Raw genomic sequence first — 17595 nt, 5'->3', positions numbered from 1 at the left:
TAGTGTTCTTTTTTTATTTTCAGTATTTTCAATATTTTCAACATTTTTTGTGGTCCATACTTATGAAAAATCAGAAAGCACCCAAACAATTATCACTGAAAGCAAACAGCATTTACTAGACAATGTGGTGGCAAAACAACGTTCGAGTAAATTTGTTGGATTCGGGGTCAGGCATTTCTGCTTCTGAAAATAGTAGACCGCCAAAAGATTTTATTGATGTTTCCTCACATAATGGTTATTTATCTGTCGAAGCATATGAAACAATGAAAAACTATGGGATCACAGGTGTAGTAGTTAAGTTAACAGAAGGGGATTCTTATAGGAACCCACTGGCCCCTGAACAAGTTGCGAATGCTATCCAGGCGGGGTTGAAAGTGAGTGTCTATCATTATGCTTGGTTTAATTATGCAGAAGACACCGAAAAAGAAGCCTACTATTTATTAGCCTATCTAAAAGAATTAAATTTACCTTATTCTACTGTAGTTGTGAACGATAGTGAAAATCCTCAAATGAATCTAGCAAGAGTGACTGAAAATGCGCAAGTGTTTAGTCAGGCCATTCAAGCAGCTGGTTTTTCCCAGGTGGTTCATTATTCCAATCTTTCATGGTTTACGAATGGAACTTTAGACTTGGATGTCTTAGGAAAAGAGAATTGCTGGGTAGCACAATGGCCTCAGAATCCTTCAGAAAACGAACTTTTACATATAGAAAAAGCTGCTTGGCAATGGGCAAGTGATTTATACTTTCCAGAATTTACCGAAAAACAATTCGATATCAACACCGATTACCTAGGGATATTTACCAAATGATCCATGGTGATGATTGAGGCTAAAGAGGATTTTTGTTAGTAATTCGCCAACGATAAGCGTATAATGCACATAGAACGATAGTTATCAAAAACGAAATACACGTACGCATACTAGGAAAAAGAAGTGACGAGTCACATTTTTTGAAAGCGTATACTTGGTTAAGAGGAGGATAAAAAATGTATGTAGCAAATCAGCAGCGATATGAAAAAATGACGTATCGAAAAACTGGAAAATCTGGGTTGAGATTGCCTTTGCTGTCTTTAGGATTATGGCAAAACTTTGGTGATTATGATCCTATAAGTAATCAACGGGAAATTTTACGTGGCGCCTTTGATATGGGGATCACACATTTTGATTTAGCCAATAACTATGGTGGTCCAGCAGGAGCAGCAGAGAAAAACTTTGGTCGGATCTTTAAAGAAGATTTTCAAACGTATCGTGATGAAATGATCATTTCAACCAAAGCAGGTTATCACATGTGGGAAGGACCTTATGGGGAATGGGGTTCCCGTAAATCGATCATTGCTAGTTGTGATCAAAGCCTCAAACGGATGGGGTTAGATTACGTAGATATCTTCTATCATCATCGTCCTGATCCAGATACACCTTTGGAAGAAACGGCAGAAGCGCTTATGCAATTAGTTCGTCAAGGGAAAACACTGTATATTGGGATCTCCAACTACAACGGGGAAGACACGAAGAAAATGTCTGCTATCTTACGTGAAATGAACGCTCCATTTATTATCCACCAAATGCGTTACAATATGTTTTCAAGAGAGTTATTAGAAGAAGATTTAGCACCTGTTTTAGAAGAGACCGGTCTGGGAGCTATTACTTTTAGTCCTTTAGCGCAAGGGTTATTAACTAAACGCTATTTACATGGGATTCCAGAAGATTCTCGAGCCCATCGTAAAGAAATTCCTTTTCTATCAGAAGATCAAGTGACACCTACATTGGGTAAGATCAAGCAATTACAGGATTTAGCTGATTTGCGTGGACAGACGTTAGCACAAATGGCTTTAGCATGGAATCTACGACAAGAGTCAGTTACCAGTGTGCTTGTAGGCGCTAGTCGACTTAGTCAATTAGAAGAAAGTGTTCGGATGATGGATAATCTTTCCTTCTCACCTGAAGAAGAACAGAAAATTGAACAAATCTTAGGACACTAATGAAAGCTGTTTTTTCCTTTTTCTCAGAAAAATAACGTAAAGGAGGAGTTGCCATGGCTCATCAAGATTACGTTCATCTGAAAACAATTGATACAGATATTCGTTCATTTATTTTACAAAAAAATAAGAAACTGACCATAGAGTCCCAAATCCCTTTTATTACTTTTATGAATTATCATTTTGAGTATATAAAAGAAAAAATCATTTAAGACCAGAATGAAACAAAAAAAATTAATCAAGAAATGCTAGAGCAGTTGAAAAATAAGCAAATCATTAGTCAAAATTTAAATACAACGATCAATCAAAAAGCGACTTTTGGTCAAAAATCAGCAGATGCAATTGCCAAGTTTGGTGGTAGTTGGCCGTTTATCTTTCTCTTTGTAGTGATTTTAGGTAGTTGGATCTTGTTGAATACGTTACATTTTTTTGGCCTATCATTTGATCGATATCCGTTCATTCTTTTGAACTTAGTGCTTTCTTGTTTAGCTGCTATCCAAGCACCGATCATTATGATGAGTCAAAACAGACAAGCAGCTAGAGATCGGATAGCAGCCGACCATGATTATCAAACAAACCTAAAAGCTGAGTTAGAAATTAGTTTGTTGCATGAAAAAATCGATTATTTGATGTCACAGCAATGGCAACAAATGCTAGAATTACAACAATTACAAATTGAGTTATTAACCCAATTAAACAAAAAATTTCAAGAAACGACCAAAAGTGAATAGTAGGACAAGGAGATGAAAATAAGCTGGAATTCGCTCAAAGGAGTCATTTTTGCGAAACTACGGCTTATTTTTTTTGATACCATGAATTAGCTACATAAAGTTATCAGAGAAATGATCAACGTTTGCACACTAATTTTAGTGTGCAAAGAAAAAAGAAGTGTGCATCTATACAGTGCCCTCTTGAAAGCGTTAGCACGACAAGGGATTAAAGCGCTTTAAAAGTTGGCACGGTAATTGCTTTATATAAAAGTGTAAGATACAAGAAAGGGAAGTGTAGAAAATGGAAAAGAAAACAATCATGCTTGTATGCTCAGCTGGAATGAGTACTAGTTTATTAGTAACAAAAATGCAAAAAGCGGCAGAAGAAAAAGGAATCGAGGCTGATATCTTTGCAGTATCTGCTTCAGATGCAGACAATCAATTAGAATCAAAAAATGTAGACGTTTTACTTTTAGGTCCACAAGTACGTTTTATGCAAAATCAATTTGCTGAAAAATTAGCACCAAAAGGAATTCCTTTAGATGTAATCAATATGCAAGATTACGGTATGATGAACGGTGCCAAAGTATTAGAACAAGCAGAATCATTAATCAATAAATAATGGAGGAAACCAACAATGCAAGAGCAAAAAAATCTTGAAGCAATCATGGGTTTGATCATGTTTGGCGGAAATGCAAAAAGCGATGCAATGGAAGCGATTGCTGCAGCGAAAAAAGGAGATTTTGAGTTAGCTGATGCAAAAATCAAAGATGCAGAAGAATCTTTAGTGCAAGCTCATCACTCTCAAACAGAAATGTTAACACAAGAAGCACAAGGTAATCATATGGAAGTGACTTTATTAACGGTTCACAGCCAAGACCATCTGATGACTTCGATTGCATTTACAGATCTAGCAAAAGAAATCATTGATTTATATCGACGTTTAGATGCTTAAAGTAAACTGGTGAAATAGAAAAGAGGAAAGAAACATGGATAAATTTGTTACATTTATGGAGAAACATTTTATACCTGTGGCATCAAAAATTGGTGCTCAACGTCATTTAGTAGCGATTCGTGATTCATTTATGGTCAGTATGCCTTTGATGATTTTAGGTGCGTTAGCAGTAATGATCAATAACTTGCCTATTCCTGGTTTCCAAGAATTAATGAATAAAATTTTTGGTGGCGAAGCTTGGAAAGGATTTGGCGCAGCTGCTTGGAATGGTACATTTGCGATTCTTTCAGTTTTGATCGCCTTTCTACTTGCGTATCATTTGGCAAATGGTTATCGTAAAGACGGCGTTTCTGCTGGAGTAATTTCTTTAGGTTCATTCTTCGCATTAGGCGGAGCGTTGGGCATGAGCTCAAACGGTTTATTTATTGCAATTATTGTTGGGATTATTTCAACAGAAATCTTTGTTCGTTTAAGTGGAAATGAAAAATTAATCATCAAAATGCCTGATGGCGTGCCACCAGCTGTAGCTAAAGCCTTTGCTTCATTATTACCTGCAATGATCACGATCTCATTCTTTGCTTTGATTGCTGCGATCTTTGCTGCATTTGGTGTAGATGATATCGTAGGCGCGTTTTATACAATTGTCCAAGAACCATTCATGGGATTAGCCAATTCTTATCCTTCAGCTTTGTTGTTAGCATTCATTACACCATTCTTATGGTTCTTTGGATTACACGGAGCAAACATGGTAGACCCTTTGATGCAAACAATCAATGCACCAGCAATCGAAGCGAATGTTAATGCGATTGCTGCTGGTCATAGCGCACCATACATTGTAAACAAACCTTTCTTTGATAGCTTTGTCAACTTAGGTGGTACAGGGGCAACATTAGGTCTGTTACTAGCGATTTATTTAGTGGGACGTAGAAATAAACCTTATATGGTTGTTACGAACTTGTCGATCGCACCAGGTGTTTTCAATATCAATGAACCAACAATGTTTGGTTTACCAATCGTATTGAACCCAATTATGTTTATTCCGTTTATTTTAACCCCAATGGTTTTAGTATCTGTTGCTTATTTTGCTACTGCTACCGGACTAGTTCCAGCTGCAACGGTGATGCCACCATGGGTAACACCACCAGTAATCGGTGGGGTATTAGCAACAAAAAGTATCGCTGGCGGTGTCTTAGCTGCTATCAACTTAATCTTATCTGTCTTGATTTACCTACCATTTGTGAAAGTAGCGACAGTTCAAGAAAAAAGAAAAGAAGCATTAAACGGCTAAAAGCACATAAAAGAAAGAAACAGCACATACAATCAAAAGTAGCTATTCTTTAGTGAAAAGATCTTGTTTCGTTTAATGAGCGATCAAAAAAAACAGTTGTCTGACAGAGGTCATGACAACTGTTTTTTTTGGATAAATGGCTCAAGGATAGCTTTCTTTTTTCTTAGTGAAAAAGAAGGATAAAAGGAGGTTTTTTTGGAGTTTAAAAAAACCATTTCGATAACAAGCGTGCTATAATAGTGCAAATGTATAGGGGAGTGAAAGGACGAAATGAAAGGTTATGAGTTGGTTAAGATCAGAGAAAGACCTGAATGGTTGGAACAGGCAGCGCAATGGTTTACGTCAAAATGGCATCTTCCGCTTTCCTTTTACCAAGAGAGCATGGAAGATTCTCTTCAATCATCTAACGCTGTTCCTCAATGGTATATAGTCGTGACGTCAGAACAAAAAATTATCGCTGGAGCAGGGGTCATCGCGAATGATTTTCATGATCGTCCAGATTTGACTCCGAATGTTTGTGCGTTGTTTGTTGAAAAAGAATATCGTAATCAAGGAATTGCCAAAGAGATTTTATCATTTATTCGAAAGGATATGGGGGCGCTTGGGATTTCGCAGCTCTATGTAGCGACTGACCATACAGGTTTTTATGAAAGATATGAGTGGGAATATCTGACGACGGTACAAGATAATGAAGGGATCCCGGTTTATTTATATCAACTAGCGATTTTTACAACGTGATCGGAGTTGATTACTCAAAAGGGTTCTTTGTCTGGTCAGTAATCTTTTGTTTCTGGTGAGCAATGCCAAGAAAAATCGGAAATTGTTTCTTGATGCTATTTTTGTTGGTATATTGGTTATTCGAGTGTCATTTAGTGGACGGTACTATTTTTTAGCTTCAAAAAAATTCCAGGAGCAATAGAAAGTTCTATCAGTCCTGGAATTTAGAATGGTTGATTTGTTGGAAAAGCATGAATGAGCTCGCTGTCCTAAATAGGCGTTCCGTCTTTTTACCGAAAAATTAGGGAGCTTTCTTATTCATTCTTTTTTTCGCTCTTTTTTTGTTTTTTTCTCGTCATAGATGAAGACATTACGTACTATTTTCAAAATAGGTCGTGCAGTCAAAAAGATCGCTCCTACTAGATAACAATAGGTACTATAACGGTCTGGAATATCTGTTAACAACGCTACGCTTCCAAAAATATAAAAAATCCCTGTTAATAAATCAACTGCAAGAGACAATAATGTATAGCGGTTCTGGAAATAAAGACGAAAACGTTGTCCAGCAATTTCGATATCTTCTTCTTTCCCAATATCTATTTCATGGCTTTTTCGTTTTATTTCTGGCATCTCTCACTCACCTATCTGTGAACAAAGCTAAGGTTTCAAAACAACTTTGATATTTTTATCTTCTTTTTTGTCAAAAATCTCGTATGCTCGGGCAGCATCAGCTAAAGGCATCGCATGTGTGATGATTTGGGTTGGATCGAACAGACCCGCAGCAATCATCTCGTAAATTTTAGGCATCAAATGAACGATCGGTGCCTGACCATGCTTCACTGTGATATCTCTCATGAAAAATTCTTGTAGTGGGTACGAAGAAGCCGGGGTCATATAAACACCAGTGATTTGTACGGTTCCAAATTTTTTGACAGCTTGCGCAGCCATTTGGATCGGTGAAATCGTCCCGCTTTGCAAACTAACGAGATTCTTAGCTTTTTCTTTCACTGGTTCCAAGCCATCCATCCCTACACAATCAATGATGACATCAGCGCCACCTTTTGCTAATTCGTAAAGTTCTTTCCCAGCAGACTGAGTATCTTCTAACAAATAAGTTTCTACATGATTGTAACGAGCGGCTTTATCAATACGATGTTGGACCGGATCGACAGCAATCACTCGCTCTGCTCCTGCCATAGCGGCAAATTTTTGTGCAAACAATCCAACTGGTCCTGAACCTAAGACCACTACAGTGTCGCCTTTTTTTACGTTGGCATTTTGAACGCTCCAATAAGCAGTTGGAAGGATATCAGATAAGAAAAGGACTTTTTCGTCTGCAAGATCATTGTCAGGTACGATAAACGAAGTGCTATCAGCAAATGGTACCCGAAGATACTCAGCTTGACCACCCCAATGATTCCCATTTAAACGGCCAAAGCCAAATAAACCACCATAAAGTTGATCTGGATTTGAGCGATCACATTGACTTTCCATCTCATGGGTACAGAAATGACAATGCCCACAACTAATATTAAAAGGAATAACGACCCGCTGTCCCTTTTTTAGTTTTTTTACTGCAGGACCTACTTCTTCAACAATCCCCATTGGTTCATGACCAACGACATATCCTTTTTCTAAGACAGCCTCCCCATGATGATAGAGGTGAAGATCCGAGCCGCAAATCGCAGTAGCGGTAATTCGAATAATAGCATCTGTCGGTTCCACGATTTTTGGATCATCTACGTTTCTGATTTCCAGTTTTTGGTTTCCTTGCCAGGTAACAGCTTTCATGAAATAAAACTCCTTTCTTCAAACCCTATAACATGTCATTTTTTGAACGAACAGCTAATTTCATTCTAAAGGAGGAGCTGGCTTTTGAGTAGTGAAACGCTTTTAGTAAAGGGAAAATCACTTTAAAATAACTAGTGTATTATTTGGTTTACATTGAGAAGCTTTATAGTTAGAAGTATAATTAAATTATGTTGATTTCTTAGGTTAAGTAAATAACAGATTAAAAAATAGATCAAAAGGGAGGTTATTTGTGATAAAAGAAAAAAAGGGAGAACAAATCAGAAAACTGATGGTCACATTTGCTTGTTCAGTGACTTTGTTTGTGATTATTTCCGTAAGAATCATTCAAGTGACGTTTTTTGATCAGGCGTATTTACTCGGTCAAATCGAAAAAACAAAGTATAGCGAATTGGTCCTCGCAGAAGCTGCTCAGAATTTTCGGAAAGAAAACACAGAAGAAAGTGAATTTTCAGAGGTCGTTGCAACGGCACTTTCACCAAGTTTTGTCGAAGAAGCCCTTCGACCATTTATCCAACATACATATGAAGAAACAAATTATGAGCTAAGAGACAGCAATGAGGTGAGTGAGAAAATTGCTCAGGCTGTGGCTACAATTGCAACAAAAAAACAACTGACTATCGATAAAGAGGAAAAAAATAAAATCGAGACAATGATCTTTATTTACATGTATCACTTCCAAAGTGCATTAGGTGATCGATACTTGACTATTTTTATCGAAAACATCGTGTCTGCTCGAAAAATAGTGGTACCTCTTTTTTACATCTGTCTGGGTCTATTGGTTTTTTGGCTAGTCTATTTATATCGGTTAATTAACAAAACACCCTTTTCTTTCCTGCGTTACGGTATGTTTATTTTGGGAACGACTGGAAGTATGTTTTGCGTTTTAGCAGGATTGCTTTATATACAAGACGTTTTACATAATATAGCTTTTCATTCACAAGCGACTTTACAATTAATGACACATTACGTGCAAGATCTACTGATGTATCCAGCGATTATTGGGGGCATTCTTTTGTTTTGTGCTGTATTATTCGGTGGGGGAAGTAAGCTTCTGCAGAAACGGCAAAGTAAAAAGTGGCTGAAAACTGGAAGCAGTATCTTAAAAAAAGCCTAAGATAATAGCTAAATAAAAATCATTCGTTGAATGATGAAATACTAAAAAACGACTGTCACTCCCGTTACTAGGAAGTGACAGTCATTTTTTGTTGCGGTTGTTCCTTGTTGATACCTTATTGCATCGATCATTCAAACATTTTCTTAGCAGCACGCATCAATGTAGGAATATCTTTGTCATATCTTGGAGTTTTAACAAGACGTGACATTGGAATACCAGCAAAATGGAAAGCAGCGATCTCCCCAGAGCGTACGGCGCTTTGTTCCGTAAAGATCATTTGATAAGGTTGTTCGACAAACTCTCCAGTAAATGCCAAGTTCGTTGAGTGTTGAGGAATCACTTTTGGTCGGTCGCTTTTTGCTCGATTATTAAATAATGCAGAAGCATAAGGCATATACACAGGAATATTATTCACAACGCTATCAAAAATCTCGGTTTCTTTCGTTCGAATATTTTCAGGACCAGGATCGACTTTCGAAAGTTGTCCAATCAGTTCTTCTAACATTTCTTTCCCAGTCATCTTGATATATTGCTTATCCACAAATTCTCCACGACGTCGAGGGTATAAGAAATATCCCCAAATGACGGTTTCGTTTGGTTTTTGTGAAGTAAAATGTGGTTGGTGATGAACGACGATCGACATATTGACATCTTTTTGTCCGAGTGGTGTGATTGGTGTAGTGGAGATAAATGAATTCAATGCATTACCAGGGACTTGTGTCGTGATCCGAGTAATTTCATTTAAAAGCAAATGGTCCTTAGTTGTTAGAGTGAAACTGACCCATTCACTGGCATCACGATCGGCAAAAAATTTGTCAGGGTTACCTAAATTATAGAAACGTTCACTGGCTTTCTTCCACAAGCTAGAAGCAGCACCATAATCCATATTTTCAACAGCTGGTGTGTCGTAGTCACCTAGTGTAGCCGAATCAGTAATTGATCCGTTAGTGAAAAGCACACCCGTATCACCATCAACCACCACGTGTTCTTCCTCATTGGTTAACGTGTTGATCATTTTTAAGCCAGTCACTGTAATTTCATCTTGCATCGGAGTTTCTTTGAATTCCCAATCGACTACGCGGCGGTTCAAAATGATTTGACATCCTTGGTCTTTTAAATAATTGATCAATGGCAACATGATACTTTCATACTGATTATAGCGAGTTCGGTTTACTCCTACCAAATGTTCGATTTGTGTAAATTCATAAATCATTTGATGCATATAGCGACGAAGTTCTTGGGCAGAACTACGAGTACGAAAAGCAAAAGTTGTTTCCCACATAAACCAAAAGTTTGTCTCAAAGAAGTGAGGATCATCTTTAAAGTATTCTTCAATTGTGACATTATCTAATTTTTCTTCTTCTGAATCAGGCATGGCGATCAGCTTAGTCAATAACAAACGATCTTTATTGTTAAATCCTAGTTTGCCTCCGTCAATAATTCCTTTGCCGCCTTCCATCAAACGTGCTTTATCAAATGTTCGGTGTTTTGCATCAAAATCTCTAGTATCTTCAGCCGCAGTCATTCCTGGTTCGGTGACAGAGGGGATTCGGCTTAAGAGATCCATCAAATCCACGTATGTTCGATAATTGAGCATACGTCCACCACGGGCGATATAGCCCTTTTTGTTTTCTAAGGGATGATTTTTATTCCAATATTCATCGACAACGGTATCCGTTGGGGCACCATCATTGGAGCCATGGTCATCTAAAGAATAAAACGTAATCTGATCACCACGCCAGTTTCCTTCTTGAATCAAATAAACAGCAGCTGCCATATTGGCGATTCCAGCGCCAATCATTATTGCTTTACTTTTTCTCATTGTGATTCCTCCAGTATTTTACAAGTGAACAGTCTGACGATTCGTTTCTTTGACTAGATCGATTCAAATTCATCATACAAATGACGATCATCTTCTAACAAGCCTGTCTTTTTACCAAGATAAACAGCACCCAATGTTAATATGCCTAGTCCAATACCTAGTTTGATCCATTTTTTACTCATAAGATGTTCCTCCTTTGTTTTTTCTCTCGTCCTTCTATGTAAAAGGATAGAACCTTTCATTCTAATTGCCAAATGATAGGGTAACCAAATATCCAAACTTTGGACAGATTGAACAGAGTGTCTAATTTTGAGCAAAAGTAAGTCAATGGAATCGAAAAGTTGGTCAGCTGAAAAAATGGAAAGCTTGGGAGGAAAATCAAGATTGGCAGAAAATCTGGAAAGAATGGTTTGCCAGATAGCAATGAAAAGATATGTAAGAGATTTTCGTTATTTTATATTTGATAAAACATTAGGTAATTAGAATTATTTTTTAAAAAAAGTTTCATTAGATTTGATTTTAAAATCAAAATTCTAAATAAAATGCTTTCAAAAATAAAAATCGCATAAAAATTTTGTGTTATAGTAAAACTGTTAAAAATCCTATATATAACAAAAAAAGGCAAAATAAAAAAGCACCGAGACAGTGCTTGCTTTAAAAGCTGATAACGGACAATGCCTTATTTAACTCGCTATGTTGATTTGAATGCTACCAACAAATTGATTATAGCATAATACCAAAGAGTTACAAGTAGAAAAAGAAAATCACTTTGTCTAACTATTCATGATGGTTGGCAATTGTAAAGAAGACAACTTGCTAAGTTGTGTAAATGTTAAAAGAAGGGATGGATAGTGAATGACAAAGGACTATACGATTGGTTTAGATATAGGAACCAATTCTGTGGGCTGGGCGGTACTAACAGATGATTATCAATTAATGAAAAGGAAAATGAGCGTTCACGGAAATACTGAAAAAAAGAAAAACAAAAAAATTTTTGGGGCGCACGATTATTTGATGAAGGTCAAACAGCGGAGTTTAGAAGAACTAAGCGAACGAATCGCCGAAGATTGGCTCGCAGAAAATATCGACTCAGCAAATTACAAGATCTTTTTGCTGAAGAACTCTGCAAACAAGATGACTGCTTTTTTGTACGTTTGGAAGAAAGCTTCTTAGTTCCAGAAGAAAAACAATACAAACCAGCATCGATTTTCCCCACGTTAGAGGAAGAAAAAGAATATTATCAAAAATATCCGACAATCTATCATTTGCGCCAAAAGTTAGTCGATTCAACGGAAAAAGAAGATCTCCGATTGGTTTATCTGGCATTGGCTCATCTATTGAAATATCGTGGTCATTTTTTGTTTGAAGGAGACTTGGATACGGAGAATACCTCTATTGAAGAAAGCTTTCGTGTTTTTTTAGAACAGTATGGCAAACAATCAGATCAACCACTGATCGTTCACCAACCCGTTTTAACTATTTTGACAGATAAATTATCGAAGACGAAAAAAGTGGAAGAAATCCTCAAATATTATCCTACAGAAAAAATCAACAGCTTTTTTGCTCAATGTTTAAAATTGATCGTTGGGAATCAAGCGAACTTTAAACGTATATTTGATTTGGAAGCAGAAGTAAAACTCCAATTTTCAAAGGAAACCTATGAAGAAGATCTGGAGTCTTTGTTAGAAAAAATCGGTGATGAGTACCTAGATATCTTTTTGCAAGCAAAGAAAGTCCATGATGCGATCTTATTATCAGAGATTATTTCTTCAACTGTCAAACATACGCAAGCAAAACTGTCTTCAGGGATGGTCGAACGGTATGAACGGCATAAAGCTGATTTGGCAAAATTCAAACAATTCGTGAAAGAAAACGTACCGCAAAAAGCAACGGTTTTTTTCAAAGATACCACCAAAAATGGTTATGCTGGTTATATCAAAGGAAAAACAACCCAAGAAGAATTTTATAAATTTGTCAAAAAAGAGCTAAGTGGGGTAGTAGGAAGTGAGCCTTTTCTAGAAAAAATCGATCAAGAAACCTTTTTATTGAAACAACGTACTTATACCAATGGGGTTATTCCTCATCAAGTACATCTAATAGAATTGAAAGCGATCATTGATCAACAAAAACAACATTATCCATTTCTAGAAGAAGCAGGACCAAAAATCATTGCATTATTTAAATTTCGAATCCCTTATTATGTCGGTCCTTTGGCAAAAGAACAAGAGGCTAGTTCTTTTGCTTGGATCGAGCGGAAAACAGCTGAAAAAATCCTTCCGTGGAATTTTTCAGAAGTTGTAGATATCGAAAAATCAGCGATGCGTTTTATTCAAAGAATGACAAAGCAAGATACGTATTTACCGACAGAAAAAGTACTTCCTAAAAATAGCTTACTTTATCAAAAATATATGATTTTCAATGAACTAACCAAAGTGAGCTATAAAGATGAACGAGGTGTGAAACAGTATTTTTCCGGTGATGAGAAACAGCAGATTTTTAAACAGTTGTTTCAAAAAGAGCGAGGGAAAATCACTGTCAAAAAATTACAAAACTTTTTGTATACGCATTACCATATTGAAAATGCCCAGATTTTTGGTATTGAAAAAGCATTTAATGCTTCGTATAGCGCGTATCATGATTTTATGAAATTAGCAAAAACGAACCAAAAAGCCATGCAAGAGTGGTTGGAACAGCCCGAAATGGAACCGATTTTTGAGGATATCGTAAAAATACTCACCATTTTTGAAGACCGTCAAATGATTAAACATCAATTAAGTAAGTATCAAGAAGTCTTCGGTGAAAAGTTGCTCAAAGAATTTGCAAGAAAACATTACACTGGCTGGGGAAGATTCTCAGCTAAATTGATCCATGGCATCAGAGATCGAAAAACGAATAAAACGATCCTTGATTATCTAATCAACGATGATGACGTCCCGGCTAACCGTAACCGTAATTTGATGCAGCTGATCAATGATGAGCATCTATCTTTTAAAGAAGAAATTGCAAAAGCAACGGTGTTTTCTAAACATAAATCATTAGTTGACGTCATACAAGACTTACCAGGAAGTCCGGCGATCAAAAAAGGAATTTGGCAAAGTCTTAAAATCGTGGAAGAACTGATTGCGATCATTGGATACAAACCAAAGAATATCGTGATCGAAATGGCAAGAGAAAACCAAAAAACGCATCGGACGAAACCGCGTCTTAAAGCTTTAGAAATTGGGTTGAAACAGATAGGAAGCACGTTATTAAAAGAACAGCCAACAGATAACAAAGCGCTCCAAAAAGAACGGTTGTACCTGTACTATTTGCAAAATGGCAGAGATATGTATACGGGAGAACCGCTAGAAATCGAGAATCTTCACCAATACGAAGTGGATCATATCATACCGAGAAGTTTTATTGTGGATAATTCTATTGATAACAAGGTGTTAGTTGCTAGTAAACAAAATCAAAAGAAGCGCGACGATGTGCCGAACAAACAAATAGTCAACGAGCAAAGGATCTTTTGGAATCAACTGAAAGAAGCCAAATTGATTAGTCCAAAAAAATATGCGTATTTAACCAAAATTGAACTGACACCAGAGGATAAAGCCCGTTTTATTCAGCGGCAATTAGTCGAAACGAGACAAATCACGAAACATGTTGCGAATATTTTACATCAATCGTTTAATCAGGAAGAGGAAGGAACAGATTGTGATGGGGTACAGATTATTACGCTAAAAGCAACATTGACGAGCCAATTCAGACAAACTTTTGGGCTTTATAAAGTACGTGAGATCAATCCACATCATCATGCGCATGATGCGTATTTAAATGGTTTCATTGCGAATGTTTTGTTAAAACGGTACCCTAAATTAGCACCTGAATTTGTCTATGGAAAGTATGTCAAATATAGTTTAGCAAGAGAAAATAAAGCTACCGCTAAAAAAGAATTTTATTCCAATATTTTAAAGTTCCTTGAATCAGACGAACCGTTTTGCGATGAAAATGGGGAAATTTATTGGGAAAAAAGGCATCATCTTCCACGGATCAAAAAAGTTCTTAGCTCCCATCAAGTGAATGTAGTGAAAAAAGTCGAACAACAAAAAGGTGGTTTCTATAAGGAAACGGTCAATTCAAAAGAAAAACCTGATAAACTGATCGAACGGAAAAATAATTGGGATGTGACGAAGTACGGTGGTTTTGGAAGTCCAGTCATTGCCTATGCCATTGCGTTTGTTTATGCCAAAGGGAAGACACAAAAGAAAACCAGGGCAATTGAAGGAATTACCATCATGGAACAAGCGGCTTTTGAAAAAGATCCGACTACATTTTTAAAAGAAAAAGGCTTTCCTCAGGTGACAGAGTTTATCAAATTGCCAAAATATACCTTGTTTGAGTTTGATAATGGGCGCAGAAGATTCCTGGCAAGTCACAAGGAGTCGCAAAAAGGGAATCCTTTCATCTTATCGGACCAATTAGTAACCTTGTTATACCATGCGCAACATTATGACAAAATCACCTATCAAGAAAGTTTTGATTACGTCAATACTCATCTTTCTGATTTCTCAGCCATCTTAACCGAAGTTCTCGCTTTTGCAGAAAAGTATACACTTGCGGATAAAAATATAGAGCGAATTCAAGAACTCTATGAAGAAAACAAATATGGAGAGACTTCGATGATCGCACAATCCTTTTTGCAGTTGTTACAGTTCAATGCGATAGGTGCTCCAGCAGACTTTAAATTTTTCGGAGTAACGATCCCTCGAAAACGTTATACCAGCTTAACGGAGATTTGGGATGCTACGATCATTTACCAGTCGGTCACTGGTTTATACGAAACGAGGATAAGGATGGGTGACTTATGGGCTGGCGAACAGTAGTAATCAATACCCATTCTAAACTGACTTATGCAAATAATCATCTGGTGTTTAAAAATGCGCAACAAACGGAAAAAATCCATTTGTCTGAGATCGATATCCTTATTTTAGAAACAACCGATATCACGATCACGACAATGTTGTTGAAGCGTTTAACAGATGAAAAAATCTTAGTGATATTTTGCGATGACAAGCGATTGCCGTCATCGCAATTATTCTCCTATTATGGGCGACATGATAGTAGTTTGCAGTTATCTAAACAAATTCAGTGGGAATCGGACTTGAAGGGCGTAGTTTGGACAACGATCATTGCCCAAAAGATCCATAACCAATGTCGTTTTTTACAAGAAAATGATTTTGTTGAAAAGGCATCTGCGCTTTCCAAGTTATCAGAAGAATTGGAAACATTTGATCCGACGAATCGTGAAGGGCATGCGGCAAGAATCTACTTTCAAACGTTGTTTGGTAATCAATTCACGCGGGAAGAGTCGAATGAAATCAATGCGGGGTTAGATTATGGTTATACGCTACTAATGAGTTTGTTTGCAAGAGAAATCGTTAAAAATGGTTGTATGACACAATTCGGTTTAAAACATGCGAACCAATTTAATGATTTTAATCTAGCAAGTGACTTGATGGAACCATTTCGTCCGCTAGTTGATCAAATTGTTTATACATATCGTGATCAACCTTTCCCGATTATCAAAAGAAGGCTGTTTGATTTGTTTTCACAAAAGTATTTATATGGGAAAAAAGAAATGTTCTTAACGAATATCGTGACGGATTACACCAATAAAACGATTAAAACATTGAATAATGAAGGGAAAGGAGTTCCTTATTTCGGAATATGAGTTATCGTTATATGAGAATGTTATTAATGTTTGATCTGCCGACAGAGACGAGCGATGATCGAAAAGTTTATCGAAGGTTCAGAAAGTTTTTACTGAGTGAAGGCTTTATCATGCATCAATTTTCAGTATATAGTAAGTTGTTGTTGAACGGTACTGCTAATCAAGCGATGCTCGGTCGATTAAAAGCCCATCATCCTAAAAAGGGCTTAGTTACCTTACTAACGGTCACTGAAAAACAATTTTCACGAATGGTTTATTTGTGTGGGGAAAAAGACCTGAGTCCAGCTAATTCAGACGAACGAGTCATTTTTTTAGGAGAGGATGTGGAGGATGAACCTTAACTTTTCTTTATTAGAACAACCGATAAGCTTTGAAAAAGCGCTGATTTTTGTAATTGAAGATGTGGAAGTTTTTTCAAAAGTCGTTCATGGAGTTTACCAGTATGGTGAAAATAGCATGTTAAAGTTTTTCAATGATAAATTACAGCTACTCAAACCATCAGAATTGATGGTTGTGACGGATATCTTAAGTTTTGATAGCCAAGCTCCGACTACATTGAAGCTGATCTATGCTGACTTAGAGCAACAATTAAATGAAAACATCGAACTAAAATCAAGGATTGATCAATTAACCACCAGGGTTCAGGAATGGATTAGTGAGGAACTCTTAGAACATGAATTAGATTTAGTCTGTGAAGAAATGAGTATAGTCGAGCTATTCAAAGCATTAAAAATAAGAATTACGACGCAACCAGAATCAATTTTTCAAAAAATAATGGAGATTTTACAGATTTATAAGTATCTAGTGAAAAAGAAATGCTTGGTTTTTATCAATGTTGGAGCGTACTTAACAACCACAGAAATGGCTGAACTACAGGAATACATTTCTTTGTGTCATATGCCTGTCCTTTTTATCGAACCACGAAAAATAAAAGGATTGAAGCAAACTGTTTTAGATCAAGACTATTTTTTGTGTGAAGAAATGTGGTAAAATAAGAACAATCAAAATAACAAAAAATCAGCATGAATGAGCATTCAAGACGAAAGTTTTGCTATGGACGAGTAGCGCGATTACGAGATTTCGTGGGAAAAAATTTTTTCTGCGAGGTTTTAGAGCTATGTTGTTTTGAATGCTTCCAAAACATTCTGGTATTTCGCACACCCAAACAACAAGTTTTAGAGCTATGTTGTTTTGAATGCTTCCAAAACAAATGGTTAGGAAATATTACTTCATGTCGGGTTTTAGAGCTATGTTGTTTTGAATGCTTCCAAAACGGTCGAAAAATATTGTTTATCGAATGATCAGTTTTAGAGCTATGTTGTTTTGAATGCTTCCAAAACTTATAAAAATTTAAAGGCTCAAGGTGTTGGGTTTTAGAGCTATGTTGTTTTGAATGTTTCCAAAATGTAGAAGCGTTGTGCTTTACTCGATCGCTGTTTTAGTTTTGTGTTATTTTGAGTGCTGACCTCATCAACTATGATAAGAGGTA

Annotated in this window: 17 protein-coding genes, 1 pseudogene and 1 CRISPR repeat array; of the genes and pseudogenes, 14 read left to right on the top strand and 4 right to left on the bottom strand. The window is 36.6% G+C overall.

Going from position 1 to position 17595, the window contains the following annotated elements:
• Positions 1-122 precede the first annotated feature (122 nt).
• The 8 genes from IGL30_RS11565 to IGL30_RS11530 all read left to right on the top strand — a co-directional run bounded on the left by IGL30_RS11565 (position 123) and on the right by IGL30_RS11530 (position 5666).
• The gene (locus IGL30_RS11565) at positions 123-809 is read left to right on the top strand and encodes a GH25 family lysozyme (RefSeq protein WP_123874948.1); all 687 of its coding nucleotides are present in this window, start codon (positions 123-125) and stop codon (positions 807-809) included.
• Positions 810-985: 176 nt separating this feature from the next.
• Entirely contained in the window at positions 986-1978 is a 993-nt protein-coding gene (locus IGL30_RS11560; RefSeq protein ID WP_010721005.1) for an aldo/keto reductase, read from the top strand.
• 53 nt (positions 1979-2031) lie between these two features.
• A complete protein-coding gene (locus IGL30_RS11555) occupies positions 2032-2187 on the top strand; it encodes a hypothetical protein (RefSeq protein ID WP_340139425.1) in 156 nt (51 codons plus the stop codon).
• Positions 2188-2232: 45 nt separating this feature from the next.
• Positions 2233-2706, top strand: coding sequence for a DUF1003 domain-containing protein (locus tag IGL30_RS11550; RefSeq protein ID WP_404997654.1), 474 nt, complete (start codon positions 2233-2235; stop codon positions 2704-2706).
• 280 nt (positions 2707-2986) lie between these two features.
• Complete coding sequence (locus IGL30_RS11545; protein WP_010721003.1) at positions 2987-3307, top strand: PTS sugar transporter subunit IIB; 321 nt, start codon at positions 2987-2989, stop codon at positions 3305-3307.
• Positions 3308-3322: 15 nt separating this feature from the next.
• Positions 3323-3640 carry a PTS lactose/cellobiose transporter subunit IIA gene (locus IGL30_RS11540; RefSeq protein WP_010721002.1) on the top strand — a complete coding sequence of 106 codons (318 nt, stop codon included), beginning with the start codon at positions 3323-3325 and terminating at the stop codon, positions 3638-3640.
• Between the two features lie 34 nt (positions 3641-3674).
• Positions 3675-4928: a PTS sugar transporter subunit IIC gene (locus IGL30_RS11535; RefSeq protein ID WP_088745534.1), complete on the top strand. Its 1254-nt coding sequence runs from the start codon at positions 3675-3677 to the stop codon at positions 4926-4928.
• Between the two features lie 270 nt (positions 4929-5198).
• Positions 5199-5666: a GNAT family N-acetyltransferase gene (locus IGL30_RS11530; RefSeq protein WP_010737001.1), complete on the top strand. Its 468-nt coding sequence runs from the start codon at positions 5199-5201 to the stop codon at positions 5664-5666.
• 297 nt (positions 5667-5963) lie between these two features.
• On the opposite strand, the gene IGL30_RS11525 is transcribed toward IGL30_RS11530, so the two are convergent.
• A complete protein-coding gene (locus IGL30_RS11525) occupies positions 5964-6275 on the bottom strand; it encodes a YrhK family protein (RefSeq protein WP_123874949.1) in 312 nt (103 codons plus the stop codon).
• Between the two features lie 27 nt (positions 6276-6302).
• Positions 6303-7436, bottom strand: coding sequence for an alcohol dehydrogenase catalytic domain-containing protein (locus IGL30_RS11520; RefSeq protein ID WP_123874950.1), 1134 nt, complete (start codon positions 7434-7436; stop codon positions 6303-6305).
• A gap of 250 nt (positions 7437-7686) precedes the next feature.
• Between IGL30_RS11520 and IGL30_RS11515 the strand changes: the two genes are divergently transcribed.
• Complete coding sequence (locus IGL30_RS11515) at positions 7687-8571, top strand: hypothetical protein (protein ID WP_223610022.1); 885 nt, start codon at positions 7687-7689, stop codon at positions 8569-8571.
• Between the two features lie 127 nt (positions 8572-8698).
• Here the strand turns inward: IGL30_RS11515 and IGL30_RS11510 are convergent, their stop codons facing one another.
• Together IGL30_RS11510 and IGL30_RS11505 are read right to left on the bottom strand one after the other, a co-directional pair.
• Positions 8699-10393, bottom strand: a complete 1695-nt coding sequence (locus tag IGL30_RS11510; RefSeq protein WP_010720996.1) for an oleate hydratase — start codon at positions 10391-10393, stop codon at positions 8699-8701.
• 53 nt (positions 10394-10446) lie between these two features.
• Entirely contained in the window at positions 10447-10575 is a 129-nt protein-coding gene (locus IGL30_RS11505) for a hypothetical protein (RefSeq protein WP_010720995.1), read from the bottom strand.
• A gap of 145 nt (positions 10576-10720) precedes the next feature.
• On the opposite strand from IGL30_RS11505, the gene IGL30_RS11500 reads away from it, so the two are divergent.
• The 5 genes and pseudogenes from IGL30_RS11500 (at position 10721) to csn2 (ending at position 17096) form a co-directional block, all read left to right on the top strand.
• Positions 10721-10876, top strand: a complete 156-nt coding sequence (locus tag IGL30_RS11500; RefSeq protein WP_185068157.1) for a hypothetical protein — start codon at positions 10721-10723, stop codon at positions 10874-10876.
• Positions 10877-11248: 372 nt separating this feature from the next.
• Positions 11249-15258, top strand: a pseudogene (gene cas9, locus IGL30_RS11495) (type II CRISPR RNA-guided endonuclease Cas9).
• Positions 15240-16106, top strand: coding sequence for a type II CRISPR-associated endonuclease Cas1 (gene cas1 / locus IGL30_RS11490; RefSeq protein WP_010720993.1), 867 nt, complete (start codon positions 15240-15242; stop codon positions 16104-16106). Before cas9 ends, cas1 begins: the two are co-directional and overlap by 19 nt.
• Positions 16103-16447, top strand: coding sequence for a CRISPR-associated endonuclease Cas2 (gene cas2 / locus IGL30_RS11485; protein WP_010720992.1), 345 nt, complete (start codon positions 16103-16105; stop codon positions 16445-16447). Before cas1 ends, cas2 begins: the two co-directional genes overlap by 4 nt.
• Positions 16437-17096 carry a type II-A CRISPR-associated protein Csn2 gene (gene csn2, locus IGL30_RS11480; RefSeq protein WP_240210930.1) on the top strand — a complete coding sequence of 220 codons (660 nt, stop codon included), beginning with the start codon at positions 16437-16439 and terminating at the stop codon, positions 17094-17096. Before cas2 ends, csn2 begins: the two co-directional genes overlap by 11 nt.
• Positions 17097-17212: 116 nt before the next feature.
• A CRISPR array of direct repeats spans positions 17213-17512; the repeat unit is 36 nt; unit sequence GTTTTAGAGCTATGTTGTTTTGAATGCTTCCAAAAC.
• Positions 17513-17595 lie beyond the last annotated feature (83 nt).

This window comes from Enterococcus sp. DIV1089c, assembly GCF_050530965.1.
Lineage (GTDB): Bacteria > Bacillota > Bacilli > Lactobacillales > Enterococcaceae > Enterococcus_B > Enterococcus_B hirae.
The sequence above is the reverse complement of the archived record's forward strand: the minus strand, read 5'-3'. Positions and strand labels throughout refer to the sequence as shown.